This is a genomic window from Pseudomonas sp. WC2, from assembly GCF_050586545.1.
Taxonomy (GTDB): Bacteria; Pseudomonadota; Gammaproteobacteria; order Pseudomonadales; family Pseudomonadaceae; genus Aquipseudomonas.
The window spans coordinates 146,506-159,247 of record NZ_JBOBDR010000007.1 but is presented as its reverse complement, the minus strand read 5'-3'; the positions used below and the strand labels follow the sequence as shown (position 1 = coordinate 159,247).

11 protein-coding genes and 1 pseudogene are annotated in these 12,742 nt (G+C 59.5%); 5 read left to right on the top strand and 7 right to left on the bottom strand.

The window, feature by feature from the left end; genetic code table 11:
* Nucleotides 1-81 precede the first annotated feature (81 nt).
* Entirely contained in the window at nt 82-885 is an 804-nt protein-coding gene (locus ACQ4OE_RS10850; RefSeq protein WP_430946644.1) for a SirB1 family protein, read from the bottom strand.
* A gap of 185 nt (nt 886-1,070) precedes the next feature.
* Between ACQ4OE_RS10850 and ACQ4OE_RS10845 the strand changes: the two genes are divergently transcribed.
* Complete coding sequence (locus ACQ4OE_RS10845; protein WP_430946643.1) at nt 1,071-2,090, top strand: Glu/Leu/Phe/Val dehydrogenase dimerization domain-containing protein; 1,020 nt, start codon at nt 1,071-1,073, stop codon at nt 2,088-2,090.
* 145 nt (nt 2,091-2,235) lie between these two features.
* On the opposite strand, the pseudogene ACQ4OE_RS10840 reads toward ACQ4OE_RS10845, so the two are convergent.
* A pseudogene (locus tag ACQ4OE_RS10840) lies at nt 2,236-2,490 on the bottom strand (YebG family protein); the annotation flags it as partial.
* Between the two features lie 288 nt (nt 2,491-2,778).
* On the opposite strand from ACQ4OE_RS10840, the gene ACQ4OE_RS10835 reads away from it, so the two are divergent.
* Nucleotides 2,779-3,279, top strand: a complete 501-nt coding sequence (locus ACQ4OE_RS10835) for a phosphate-starvation-inducible protein PsiE (RefSeq protein WP_095188769.1) — start codon at nt 2,779-2,781, stop codon at nt 3,277-3,279.
* Here ACQ4OE_RS10835 and ACQ4OE_RS10830 read toward each other — a convergent pair.
* Nucleotides 3,276-3,593 (bottom strand): DUF3509 domain-containing protein, encoded by a 318-nt coding sequence (locus tag ACQ4OE_RS10830; RefSeq protein ID WP_430946642.1) that lies wholly within the window; start codon nt 3,591-3,593, stop codon nt 3,276-3,278. The two genes, ACQ4OE_RS10835 and ACQ4OE_RS10830, sit on opposite strands and share 4 nt — an antisense overlap.
* A gap of 262 nt (nt 3,594-3,855) precedes the next feature.
* The gene (locus ACQ4OE_RS10825) at nt 3,856-5,232 is read right to left on the bottom strand and encodes an L-serine ammonia-lyase (RefSeq protein ID WP_430946641.1); all 1,377 of its coding nucleotides are present in this window, start codon (nt 5,230-5,232) and stop codon (nt 3,856-3,858) included.
* 135 nt (nt 5,233-5,367) lie between these two features.
* Here ACQ4OE_RS10825 and ACQ4OE_RS10820 point away from each other — a divergent pair, with 135 nt between their 5' ends.
* The 3 genes from ACQ4OE_RS10820 to ACQ4OE_RS10810 all read left to right on the top strand — a co-directional run bounded on the left by ACQ4OE_RS10820 (nt 5,368) and on the right by ACQ4OE_RS10810 (nt 8,780).
* Nucleotides 5,368-6,315: a LysR substrate-binding domain-containing protein gene (locus ACQ4OE_RS10820; RefSeq protein WP_430946640.1), complete on the top strand. Its 948-nt coding sequence runs from the start codon at nt 5,368-5,370 to the stop codon at nt 6,313-6,315.
* A 199-nt stretch (nt 6,316-6,514) separates the two neighbouring features.
* Nucleotides 6,515-6,922, top strand: coding sequence for an HPF/RaiA family ribosome-associated protein (locus tag ACQ4OE_RS10815; protein ID WP_122595094.1), 408 nt, complete (start codon nt 6,515-6,517; stop codon nt 6,920-6,922).
* Nucleotides 6,923-7,139: 217 nt separating this feature from the next.
* Nucleotides 7,140-8,780 (top strand): amidase, encoded by a 1,641-nt coding sequence (locus tag ACQ4OE_RS10810; protein WP_430946639.1) that lies wholly within the window; start codon nt 7,140-7,142, stop codon nt 8,778-8,780.
* A gap of 73 nt (nt 8,781-8,853) precedes the next feature.
* Here ACQ4OE_RS10810 and fecA read toward each other — a convergent pair whose 3' ends face one another.
* The 3 genes from fecA to ACQ4OE_RS10795 form a co-directional block, all read right to left on the bottom strand.
* Nucleotides 8,854-11,187 carry a TonB-dependent Fe(3+) dicitrate receptor FecA gene (fecA, locus tag ACQ4OE_RS10805; RefSeq protein WP_430946638.1) on the bottom strand — a complete coding sequence of 778 codons (2,334 nt, stop codon included), beginning with the start codon at nt 11,185-11,187 and terminating at the stop codon, nt 8,854-8,856.
* A gap of 90 nt (nt 11,188-11,277) precedes the next feature.
* Nucleotides 11,278-12,210, bottom strand: a complete 933-nt coding sequence (locus tag ACQ4OE_RS10800) for a DUF4880 domain-containing protein (RefSeq protein WP_430946637.1) — start codon at nt 12,208-12,210, stop codon at nt 11,278-11,280.
* A complete protein-coding gene (locus ACQ4OE_RS10795) occupies nt 12,207-12,695 on the bottom strand; it encodes a sigma-70 family RNA polymerase sigma factor (protein ID WP_430946636.1) in 489 nt (162 codons plus the stop codon). The genes ACQ4OE_RS10800 and ACQ4OE_RS10795 overlap by 4 nt, the downstream gene beginning before the upstream one ends.
* Between the last annotated feature and the right edge of the window lie 47 nt (nt 12,696-12,742).

Below are 12,742 nucleotides of genomic sequence, written 5' to 3'. Positions count from 1 at the left end.
TCGCGAGCAAGCTCGCTCCCACAGTGATGTGTGCCGAGCACATAATTAAGGTCTACAGCGAACCTGTGGGAGCCACCGTTTTCAGTGGACCACGGAGTTGGGCGGGAGATGGCCGAGGCGCTCGGTCAGGCGCAGTCGCTGGATCGGATCGTCGCTGAGCAGCAAGGCGTGCTCCAGATCGAAGCGCTCGGCATTCGGGCAGTCGAGCCGCTGGTAGAGACTGGCCCGGGCCAGATAATCGGCGGCGCCGGCGTCGCCCAATTCGAGCACGCGTTCGGCGTCGATCAGCGCGGCGATGAAGTCGTCGTGGGTCAGGTGCAGTTGGCGCAAATTGCGTGACAGCCGCTGCAGCATCTGCACGGGCGTCGCCGTCGCCAAGTGCTCGGCGTTGAGCTTCATGTTCGGCCCATATTGGCGCTGCAACAGCTCACGACAATCGTTGGGGTACAAGCGTCGCCCGCCGCACGGATCAAGAAGGTGATCGGCACCTGGCACCTTCAACAGGAAGTGCCCGGGGAAGTTGACGCCGACCAGCGGAATCTCCAGACCGCGCGCCAGTTCAAGCGCAATCAACGCCAGCGCCAGAGGCTGACCACGATGGGTTTGCAAGACTTTGTGCAGTAACGCCGCCTGCGGACGCAGTGGCAGAAAGTCGTCCTGGGCAAAGCCCAATTCAATCATGCGCCGCAGCAGCGGCTGTGCCAGTTCCCTGACCGGCAGCATTGGCAAACCGTAACTGATGCGTTGTCGCAGCTCTTTGAAGTCCTGCAGCAGCGCAATGGGATCAAGCTCTTTTTCGTGCTCGGCGGCGATCCACAGCGCAGCTTCCAGCAGCGCGGGCGGGGAACGGTGCAGACACTCGAAAAAACGTTGGCGCGGACTCATCGAAATCTCCGTCGAATGCCTCGTTTTAGCCCCGTCCGTGGCATTCGTCCAGTGTCCGGTTTTGCAGGCGCAGTGTTATGCCGTAAAGCCATTGAACTCGGGGGCGCTTATTCCGGCGCGCTCCAGCAATTTTCAGGCGCAAGCCTATACTGGCGTTCTACAAGAAGTGATTCGGGAGCCCAACGATGTTTGCGCTCATGCAAAGCACTCGCCTGGATTCGCTGCACCTTAGCGTTGACCCGATCTCCGGGTTGAAGGCGGTCATTGCCATTCATAACAGTCGCCTCGGGCCAGCCTTGGGCGGATGTCGTTATCTTGCCTATCCCAATGACGAATCTGCCGTGGAGGACGCCATTCGCCTCGCCCAGGGCATGAGTTACAAGGCGGCGCTCGCGGGTCTGGCGCAGGGCGGCGGCGTCGCGGTGATCGTGCGCCCGGCCCATGTGGAAAATCGCGGCGCGCTGTTCGAAGCTTTTGGCCGCTGCATCGACCAGCTCGATGGCCGCTACATCACTGCCATCGACAGCGGCACTTCGGTGGCGGACATGGATTGCATCGCCCAACAAACCCAGCATGTGACCAGCACCACCTCGGCGGGCGACCCGGCGCCGCATGCGGCGATGGGTGTGTTCACCGGCATTCGCGCGACGGCCATGGCGCGCCTGGGCAGCGATAATCTGGAAGGCTTGCGCGTGGCCATTCAGGGCTTGGGCAACGTCGGCTTCGCTTTGGCCGAGCAGCTGCATGCAGCCGGGGCGGAACTGCTGGTCAGCGACATCGACCACGGCAAGGTGCAACTGGCGATGGAACAGCTCAACGCCCATCCCATCGCCAATGACGCGCTGCTCAGTACGCCTTGCGACATTCTGGCGCCGTGTGGCTTGGGCGGCGTGCTCAACAGCCACACCGTCACGCAGTTGCGTTGTTCGGCAGTGGCGGGTTCGGCGAATAATCAGCTCACCCATCTCGATGTGGCCGATCAACTGGAGCGGCGCGGGATTCTGTATGCGCCGGATTACGTGATCAATGCCGGTGGCCTGATCTATGTCTCGCTGAAACATCGCGGTGAGGAGTTGCCGATGATTACCGCGCATCTGTCGAAGATCAGTTCACGGCTGACCGAAGTGTTTGCCCATGCGCAGGCGGAAAAACGTTCGCCGGCGCGGGTAGCGGATGAGTTGGCGGAAAAAGTTTTGTATCGCTGAGTTTCGCAGGCATGAAAAAGGCCCTGAGCCATTCGACTCAGGGCCTATTCAATTCGGGCATCGCTTACTTTGCAGCTTTCGCCGCTTTGGCTGGCTTCGCCGGCGCGTCGGCCGTTTCAGCCACTTCAACGTTCTCGACAGGCTCTGCCGGTGCATTGATCAGCTCGGACAGTGCATCCGGCTGGCTCTTGAATGCCCGGGCGAACACATCGCGGTTCTTCGCCATGTAGATCCCGGCTTCTTCCACTTGCTGTTCAGTCAGGGACGGAACGGCTTTTTGCAGCACATCGGCCAGATATTCGGCCAGTTCGAGCATTTTGTCATGACGGTCAGCTTCGGCTTTATCCATGAACAAGCGCTCCAGATCTCGGCTGCTGCGGTATACCACTTCGACGGCCATTCACCACCTCACATGCCTTCACATTAAGTTGTCTTGACGACTACTGTATCCATATACAGCGAAAAGGATAAGCGAATCCCTGCGCCATGGGTAGTGGCTTTTCAATGTAGACCGAATTTAGGGTTTGTCAGGGGGCGCGCGTGGGCATGCGACCAAACGCCACGGCGCGGGTTTGGCGGCACCTCGCCATGATGGCGTGGCCTCTTTTCTGCATGAAAACCGTTACGTGCAGAAAACCGTCACGTCCAACACGCATCATCCGCTCGAATCGGGCTAAGGAACATCATCGTGAAAATCAACTGGGCCGAGAAACTGCGGCAAAACGTGCATCAACTGGCCGAGTCCCTGGGCAACCTGTTCGTCGAAACCTTCCACTATCTGGCGCTGTTTGCCATCGGTGCGGTGACGGCGTGGGCGGCGGTGATGGAGTTTCTCGGCATGCTCGAGGAAGGCCACATCAAGATCGATGACATTCTGTTGCTGTTCATCTATCTGGAATTGGGGGCGATGGTCGGGATTTATTTCAAGACCAACCACATGCCGGTGCGCTTCCTGATCTACGTGGCGATCACCGCGCTGACCCGCTTGCTGATCTCCAACGTCTCGCACCACAACCCGCCTGACATGGGCATCATCTACCTGTGCGGCGGGATTCTGCTGCTGGCGTTCTCGATTCTGGTGGTGCGTTACGCCTCGTCACAATTTCCCTCGGTGAAGATCGAGAAACCGCAGCGCAAACTCGGCGCGGGTTCCGGCGAGCATCCCGAGGTAGAAAAGGGCGAGCTTTAAAGCCCGGCCGCTTGCCGAGGCTGGCCGACGACCCGTGGCGGTGGCGGGGTGAGCCCATCGCCGCTGGTCATGGCTTCGAGAATCGCCATGGCGCTGTGGCCCTGTTCGATGGCGATGCCGAATTGAATGCTTTGCACCAGCCGCTTGAGCCGCGCCGGATCATTGCGCTGCTCGGCGCTGATCATGCGTTTGGCCACGATGTGGCCACTTTTGGACAGGGTCAGCATGATGCTGCCGTCCAGGCCCTGAATGCTCAGATTGATCTGATAGTCCGGCGCGAAGGCATCGGTAATGATCTGAAATGGGTTGTCCATGATGCGTCACCGCCTGATTGAACGTGCAGTTGTTGACCGGCCATGATCGGGTTGGTTCGCCCGACCGGATCACTGGCCATTCCGTGGTCTGTCTTTGTTGCTTCACGTAGGAGTTGCCAAGGTGATGTAGCAAGGGCTGTGCCGGGAAAATTGTCGAACAATGAACACGGGGATAAAAAAGGCGAGCCATCTGGCTCGCCTTTTTTTGTGGCTCGTTTTCAGGGCAGAACCGGGCCGATGACCGCTGACAGTGCAACCGGAATCAGCACTCCACCCAGTTCACCGCCAGGCCGCCCCGTGAAGTCTCTTTGTATTTGTCATGCATATCGGCGCCGGTATCGCGCATGGTGCGGATGACCCGGTCGAGGGAGATGAAGTGGTTGCCGTCGCCGCGCAGGGCCATTTGCGTGGCGTTGATCGCTTTCACGGCGGCGATGGCGTTGCGCTCGATGCACGGCACCTGGACCAGACCGCCGACTGGGTCGCAGGTCAGGCCAAGGTTATGTTCCAGGCCGATTTCGGCGGCGTTTTCCAGCTGCTCCGGGGTGGCGCCGAGCACATCGGCCAGGCCAGCAGCGGCCATCGCGCAGGCCGATCCGACTTCACCCTGGCAACCGACTTCGGCGCCAGAGATCGAGGCATTTTTCTTACACAGAATGCCGACGGCGGCCGCGCCGAGAAAGAAAGCGACGACGTCATCGTCAGATGCGTCCGGGTTGAATTTCATGTAGTAGTGCAGAACCGCCGGAATGATCCCGGCTGCACCGTTGGTCGGCGCGGTGACCATGCGCCCGCCGGCGGCGTTTTCTTCGTTGACGGCGAGGGCGAACAGGTTGACCCATTCCATCGCCGACAGCGTTGAACTGATGACATTCGGCTTGCCGATTTCCAACAGACTGCGGTGCAGTTTCGCCGCGCGGCGCGGCACATTCAGACCACCGGGCAGAATGCCTTCGTGGCGCAAGCCCTGCTCGACGCATTCGCGCATCACCGACCAGATGTGCAGCAAGCCCTGACGAATTTCCGCGTCAGTGCGCCACGCACGCTCGTTGGCCATCATCAGTTCGGATACGCGCAGATTGTGCTTCTTGCACAGCGACAGCAGTTCAGCGGCGCTGGAAAAATCATAAGGCAACACGACGTCGCCGGCCGGGGCGACACCGGACTCGGCTTCCGCCGCTTCGATGATGAACCCGCCACCGACCGAGTAGTACGTCTGCTCGAACAGCTCGGCGGTTTCGCCGAAGGCTGTCAGCGACATGGCGTTGGGGTGGTAGGGCAGGCTCTCGTCCAGCAGTAGGAGATCGCGCTGCCAGTTGAAGGCAATTTCTCTCTGCCCGGCGAGGGGCAGTTGGCCTGTCTCCCGCAATTGCTGGATGCGCAGATCGATGGTCGAGGGATCGATGCTGTCCGGCCACTCGCCCATCAGGCCCATCACCGTGGCGCGGTCCGTGGCATGGCCGACGCCAGTGGCGGACAGCGAGCCGTATAACCGGATTTCAACGCGACGCACATCGTTCAACAAACGCTGATCAATCAGCGCTTGGGCGAAGGTCGCGGCAGCGCGCATTGGACCCACAGTGTGGGAACTGGACGGCCCGATGCCAACTTTGAATAGATCGAAAACACTGATAGCCATGCTAAACCCTCACAAGCAATGGAGTAGGAATCGCTGCCATTTTTTGTCGGACAAGCGCAATGTCGGCGATACTGCCTACGTGGGTCCTACGTGACTAACGAAACCTCCTAAGTAAGCCTTTAGCAGGACTAAACGATGAGCCGTCAATTGCATGCCCAGACTTATGTCTGGCTGCAGGTGTTTTCCTGTGCCGCGCGGCACCTGTCGTTCACCCGTTGTGCGGAAGAGCTGCACATAACGCCTGGGGCAGTCAGCCAACAGATCCGTCAATTGGAAGAGCGCCTCGGTTTTCGCTTGTTTCATCGGCGCGCGCGCGGTGTAGAGCTGAGTGCAGAAGGGCAGCGTCTGGCGATTACCGTCAACGAAGCGTACGGCAGCATCGATGCCGAATTGCGTCGCCTGGACGCCGGGATGATCAGCGGGACTTTGCGCTTGCGCTCGATTCCTTCATTCCTCAGCAAATGGCTGACGCCCCGGCTGCCGCGCCTGCAGCAGCGCTATCCGGACATTCAGTTGCGTCTGGTCGCCGAGGACAGCAGCGTGCCGTTGCACGAGGGCGACTTCGATCTGGCGATCGATCTGAACGACGGCAGTTATCCGGGATTGCAATCCACAGCCTTGCTCGATGAGCAGATTTTCCCGGTGTGCGCGCCAAGCTTATTGCGCGGACGACCGCCGCTGCACGGACCGGCGGATCTGGTGCATTTCCCGTTGCTACACGACATCACTGCCTGGCGTGGCAGTTATGAATACGCGGAGTGGGAATTCTATCTAAACGCGATTGGCTTCGAGGGCGCCGACGTACGGCGCGGGCACACGTTCAATCGCAATCACCTGACTATCGAAGCGGCGATTGCCGGCATGGGCGTAGCGATTGCCCGGCGCACGTTGCTCAACGATGAGCTGGAGCGGGGGACGTTGATCGTGCCTTTTGGCCTGTCGGTACCGAACCATAAACGTTACGTATTGCTCTATGCACCGGGAGCGTTGAGCCATCCGGGCGTGCGTGCGGTACATGATTGGCTGGTGGAGGAAGCGGGGATTTTTCGCAGCTTGCACCCGTTGAATGACGGGCAATTGTGAGCAAATTTTGCCGGGTTGCGAGGCGACCCAACTCCCGACCTTACCAGCGCTTAGCTCGGTTGTCCGGCTTTTTTTGCGAATGAATATTTATCTTTTTTCAGGGGTTGAAATGTTCGTCAGTCGGGCCGATTGTTGTAACCAAGGGGTCAGGAAATTCAAATCCGGCCTCTCGCGAGCTAGCTGAAATAAGGGATGAACTATGCAAATCCAAGTCAACAGCGATAACCACGTTCAAGGCAGTAAACGACTGGAGGAGTGGGTACGTACTACCATTGAGAGCACGCTCGACCGTTATGAAGAAGACCTGACCCGTGTCGAAGTCCACCTGAGCGACGAGAACGGTGACAAACCAGGTCCCCATGACATGCGCTGCCAGCTGGAAGCGCGGCCAAAAGGCCATCAACCGATTTCCGTGACCCATAAGGCCGATTCCCTGGAACAGGCAATCGACGGCGCTGCCGAAAAACTCGAGCACGCACTGGAGCACCTTTTCGGCAAACTGCGAGGTAAACCACGCGCCGCTGTAGTGCCATTCAGTGGCAAGGCCAACGACAAGCTGTTGGCTGAAGAATTTGACGAGAATGAGCAGGCAGCGATCAACAGTTGATGCGCTGATTTCATAGCCAACCGATGAGAACGGGTCTGCGAAAGCAGGCCCGTTTTTGTTTGTGTTGCATGATCACAATTTGATATCAGTCAGGCAAGTTCTGGTCATTGTATCTAAATAAGTACATAGTTTTTTTACATTTAAAGCTTGGCTTCACGTTCTAAGTAATAAGTTCAAAAAATTTAATTGGAAGTTGTACAAATCAAGGATGACTGTAATGAAAATTACTGCGAGTGGTTCGATCTCTTTTGTCCGTACGATCATCGTCGGCGCAGCACTTGGAATGTGCAGCAGTTACGCCCAGAGCGATCCGGTTGATGTCAGGGAACTGACCATCACGCAAATCAAACAAGGCTTCGAGGATGGACGCTATACCTCGGAGCAACTGACAAAAGCCTTTCTGTCTCGCATTGAGCAATACAATCCCTATTACAACGCCTTCACCGTGATGAACTCGGGGGCGCTGAATGAAGCGCGCGACATTGATCGGCGGCGCAAGGCCGGAGAAAAACTGGCGGTGATGGCGGGCATTCCGGTGGTCGTCAAGGACACCATGGACATGGCCGGATTTGCTTCCACCGCCGGGTACGCGCCGCTCTCGTCCAAGGCCGGTGGCATCGACCTGATTCCGGAAAAAGATTCTGCCGTGGTTCAGCGATTGCGGGCGGCCGGGGCGATCATTCTGGCCAAAACCAACATACCGGTATTTTCGGGAAACCCTGCCAATGCCAATGACAGCTGGGCGGGCGTGACGTATAACGCGCTCAATCGCGCTTGGTCGCCGGGCGGCTCCTCGGCAGGCTCTGCGACGGCCGTCGCGGCTAACTTTGCCGTGGTCGGGCTGGCCGAGGAAACCGGTGGTTCCATTCAGAATCCGGCGGCGGCGCAGAGTCTGGTCGGGATCAAACCGACGTTTGGTCTGATTCCCAATTCCGGGGTCATTCCGCAAGCGGGTTCCACCCGCGATGTCGTCGGGCCGATCGCGCGTACGGTGCGCGACGCGGCCATCACTCTGGATGTGTTGGCCGGTTACACCCTGGACGACCCTAAAACCACGGCTGCCTTCGGCAATATTCCCCAGGCAGGCTATGCCGCAGGTTTGCAAACGGGATCACTCAAGGGCAAGCGAATCGGGTTGTTCGGGGTGGGCTGGAACAAGGCATTTGCCACTTTACCCGCGGAGACGAAAACACAATATCGCAAGGCGGTCAGTCGGCTTCAGGCGCTGGGCGCGGTGGTGATCGCCGACCCGTTCGCCGGATCCGGTCTGGTTGATCTGGCGCCGGCTGACGGCAGTTATGACGCGCGCGGATCGGATGCCCATGCTTATGATCTTGATCGTTATCTGCGCAAGCTGGGCGCCAGCGCAGAGGTTCATTCCCTTGAGCAATTGCAGGAGCGAATCGGCGTAAAGCTGTTTGAGTCCGATGGGCCGCTGGAGTACTACGTGACGCAGTTGCCCGTGCTGGCAGGGTCATACCAGACACCGGCCAACGCACCTGATCTTTCCGAATTTGCCCGCCTGCGCGAGCGCTATTTGCGCATCATCAACGGGGTCATGCGTGAACACCATCTCGATGCGATGGTATTCCCGCAGATGTTCGAGCCCTTGGGTGATGTCTATGAGGGATTCATGGATGCGACAACGGCTTCGGTCATCAATATTGCCGGCATTCCCGGAGTGGTGGTGCCCAGTGGTGCGTATCCCGGCGGTCAGCCTTTTTCGTTGATCTTCGTCGGCCGCATGTGGAGCGAGCGCGAGCTGATCGGCTATGCCTATGACTACGAGCAGTCCGTCAAAGGCCGACTGGTTGCCGGTGATCTGCAAGCGACGCCCGGACCCAAACCTGAATCCTGAAGGCGTGCCGTCGAACCCGGACATTGCAAGGGGCTCGGGTTCGACGGGCTAACCATCAGGATGCCAGCAACACTCAGAACGCTACAGACGTCTGCACATAAACCGTGCGCGGCTCACCGACATATTTCCCCTTGTTGTTGTCATCAAACGAACGCGTGAAGTACTGCGTGTTGAAGATGTTCTTCACCCCCACAGCCACATTCAGATCCGACAACTGCGGCCCAAAGTCATACCCCGCGCGACTGCTGAACAGCATGTAGCCCGGGATCTTGCCGGTGCTGCCGTCGGCACTTTCTTTCGAGGTATTGGCGTTATCAGCAAACTGATCACTCTGGAAACTGCTGTCCAGATTCAACTTCCAGGGCCCTTCGGTATAACCCAGACCAATCGTGCCTTTGTGCTTCGACGAGAACGGCACCCGATTACCTTTATTTGGCCCATCTTCACGAATGGTCGCGTCAACATAGGCGTAAGTGGCGTAGACATCGAAACCGGCCAGCGCCGGGCTCAAGTCGTCCAGCGCGTAGTTGACGCTGGTCTCGATGCCCTGATGACGGGTTTCGCCACGGGCGATCACCGAATCGTTGGTCTGGTTGCTTTCGTACTGGTTGTCGAAGTTGATCAGGAACGCGCCGATTTCCGCCCGCAGCGCACCGTTGTCATAGCGCGTGCCGAGTTCCCAGGTGCGGGCCTTCTCCGGTTTCACTTCGCCGCTGCTCACGCGGTTGGGCATCTGGCTGTATTGCACGCTGCCGAACGAACCTTCGGTGTTGGCGTACAGGTTCCAGCTGTCGGTCAGGTGATAGAGCACGTTCAACGCCGGCAGCGCAGTGTTGTAGTCGCCCTTGTATTTGACGTCGGTGAGCTTGTTGGTCTGCTGCGATTCGATCATCTCGTAGCGCACGCCCGGGGTGATCGTCCACTTGCCAAGGTCGATGCGGTCGTCGACGAAGAACGCGTTGGCCTCGGTGCCGCCACGGGTGTCGCGGTCGTTGCGGCTGTTGGTGGTCGGGAATTCGTTGCTGGCGATCGGCGTGCGATAACGCAGTTCGTGGCCGGCTTCGTTGATGTAGCGGTAGCCGACGCCGACTTCATGGGTGGTCGGGCCGAGGTCGAAGCCTTGGGCGAACCGGGTTTCCAGACCGCGAACCCAATACTCGCGCGGCGACAGCGAAAGGAACGATCCTTGATCGAGATAGCCGCTGCGCAGGGTTTTGGTGAAGAAGGTATTGGCGGTGAATTCGCGGCGATCTTCCTGATAGCGATAGCCGAAATTGAACATCGTGCGGCGGCCCCAGAACTGGTCCTTCGGACGCGTCGACTGATACGGATCGGCATCGTAATCAGCGACGTTCAAACCGCCCGGCATGTCGGCCTTGCCTTCGTAATACTGGGCCATGGCGTTGAAGCTGTTGGCCTCGTCGAGCTGGTATTTGCCCTTGAGGATCAGGTCGTCGATCTCAGTGTCGCTGTGTTCACGCCAGTCGCCGCCACGGGTGCCGGAGTACAACAGCGCGCCGCCGAGACCGTTGGCGTTGGTGCCACCGGCCAGCAGATTGGCGCTGGTCTTGAAGCCGTCATGGCTCGACGAAGGACTGGTTTCAGTCTGCAAGCCGCCCTTGACGGTTGGCTCGTCTGGAATTGCGCGGGTCACGAAGTTGACCACGCCGCCGACGTTCTGCGGACCGTAGCGCACGGCGCCGCCACCGCGTACCACGTCCACGGCATCCATGTTGCCCATGCTGATCGGCGCGAACGACAACTGCGGCTGACCGTACGGCGCGAACGGCACCGGGATGCCGTCCATCAGCACGGTCGAGCGCGCGGCCAAGCGTGGATTCAAACCACGAATGCCGAAGTTGAGTGCCATGTCGTGGCTGCCGGTGCCGTTGTTTTCCGGGGCGTTGACGCCGGGGATACGGTTGAGCACATCCCGCGCCTGGGTCGCGCCTTGGCGTTCGAACGCTTCGCGGCGGATCACGTCGCGAGCCCCGGGATGTTCGAAGACATTGATTTGCGCCGCGTCGCCGAGCCAGTCGCCGACGACTGTCGAGGTGTCCAGTTCCAGCGCCGCCTCAGCCAGCGGTTGCAGACTGAACGCATTGTTGCCTTCGGCGCGCGCTTGCAGGCCGGTGCCTTCGAGCAGGGCATTCAAACCTTGCTCAGGCGTGTAGCTGCCTTCCAGACCACGGCTTTGCACACCGTGGGTGACTTGCGAACCAAACGAAATCAGCACGCCGGCTTCACGGCCAAACTGGTTGAGGGCGGTTTCCAGCGACGCTGGCGCAATGTGATACGCCTTGGCGTCAGCGGCCAGTGCGGCGGGCACAGCGCTAAAGCTCAGGCTGGCGCCGAGGACAAGATTGCGCAGGCTGCGGGCCAGTGGCGTGAGGCGTGTGGGGTGCATGTCGGATGATCCTGAGAAGGTTGAATCAAGGGGGCTTTCCTTCTCTGTCACGCCAGATCTGAAAAACGGCTCACTGTTTTTGCAGATTTTTCAAACCCGTGCTTCGACGGTCACCCAGTAACGCGTAAAGCGCTTCACTTTCACCGGCAAGCTGATTTCCAGCAGATCGAGAATCCGCTCGCTGTCTTCCAGCGGATACGTGCCGGAGATCAACAGATCGGCGACTTTCTGGTCGCAATTGAGCTGGCCGCGACGATAGCGTCCCAGTTCATCGAGGAAGTCGCCAAGGCGCATGTGCGCCGCGACCAACATGCCCTCGGCCCAGGCGCCACTGTTGGTGTTCAGCGGTTTGGCCTCACTGATTGACGTCGAGGTGAAACTCAATTCCCGCGCGATTTGCAGTAGCAGCGGCGCGCGTCCATTGCTGCTCAGTTCGACGCGACCCTCGAACAGCGCGACCTGCGTGCGATCGGCGAACTGGCGGACGTTGAGGCGCGCACCGTGGGTTCGCAGAATGCCCTGAGCCGTGCGTACTTCGAAGGCTCGCGCAGCGGTCAACAGGATTTCACCTTCGAGCAGACGAACCAGCCGCTGCGCATTGTCGACATCTACCGCGCTGGCGGTGTTGAGCTGCAGCTGATCGCTTGCGCCCAAGGAAATTTTGCGCCGCTGGCCGATCGGGCTGCGGTAATCGGCGAGCAGCGACGGCAGCGGATTGTGCTCGCGCATGCCCCAAGTGACAGCGGAGCCGGCGCCGAGAATCAGCAGCAGTTTCAGTGCCTGACGACGGCTGCCCGACTTCGGCCCGTTCAACGCTGCGTGCGCCAACGGTGACGACACTCCGCGCAAGCGCTGGTTGACCCGCTGAATGTGTTCCCACGCCCGTTGATGTTCGCTGTGCGCATCAAGCCATTGCTGCCAGGCCTGTTGCTGGCGCGGGCTGAGCGCGCCTTGCTGCATTTCCATCAGCCAGTGCACGGCCTGCTCGGCCACTTGCGAGGAGAAATCCGGTGCGCGGTTCATAGGGCGAAATAGCAGCGCATCGCCGCTTTGTTCAGATGCCGTTTGACCGTGGCTACAGAAATACCGAGTTCTGCGGCGATCTGCGGATAGGTCAGGCCATCGACCTGCGCCAGCAAAAATGCGCGTTTGACCGGGCGGGGCAAGCCGTCGAGCAACTCGTCCAGCTCCATCAGCGTTTGCAGGATGATCGCTTTGTCTTCTTCGGATGGCGCGATCATCTCTGGCATCTGCGCGAGCGTGTCGAGGTAGGCGCGCTCCAGATCCTGGCGGCGGTAATGATTGAACAGAACCCGCTTGGCCAACGTCGTCAGAAAGGCGCGCGGTTCGATGATGACCGGCGCCTCGCGGGCGGTCAGCACCTTGATGAAGGTGTCCTGGGCGAGATCCGCCGCGCTGTCCGGGCAGCCGAGTCTGCGCCGCAGCCAGCCAGTCAGCCAGCTGTGGTGAGCCTGATAGAGCGATTCGACGGGGTGGGCGGATGACAACGGTGGACTCCGGGCGCTTTCGTGACGCGGTAGAGAGTATGCGTTAG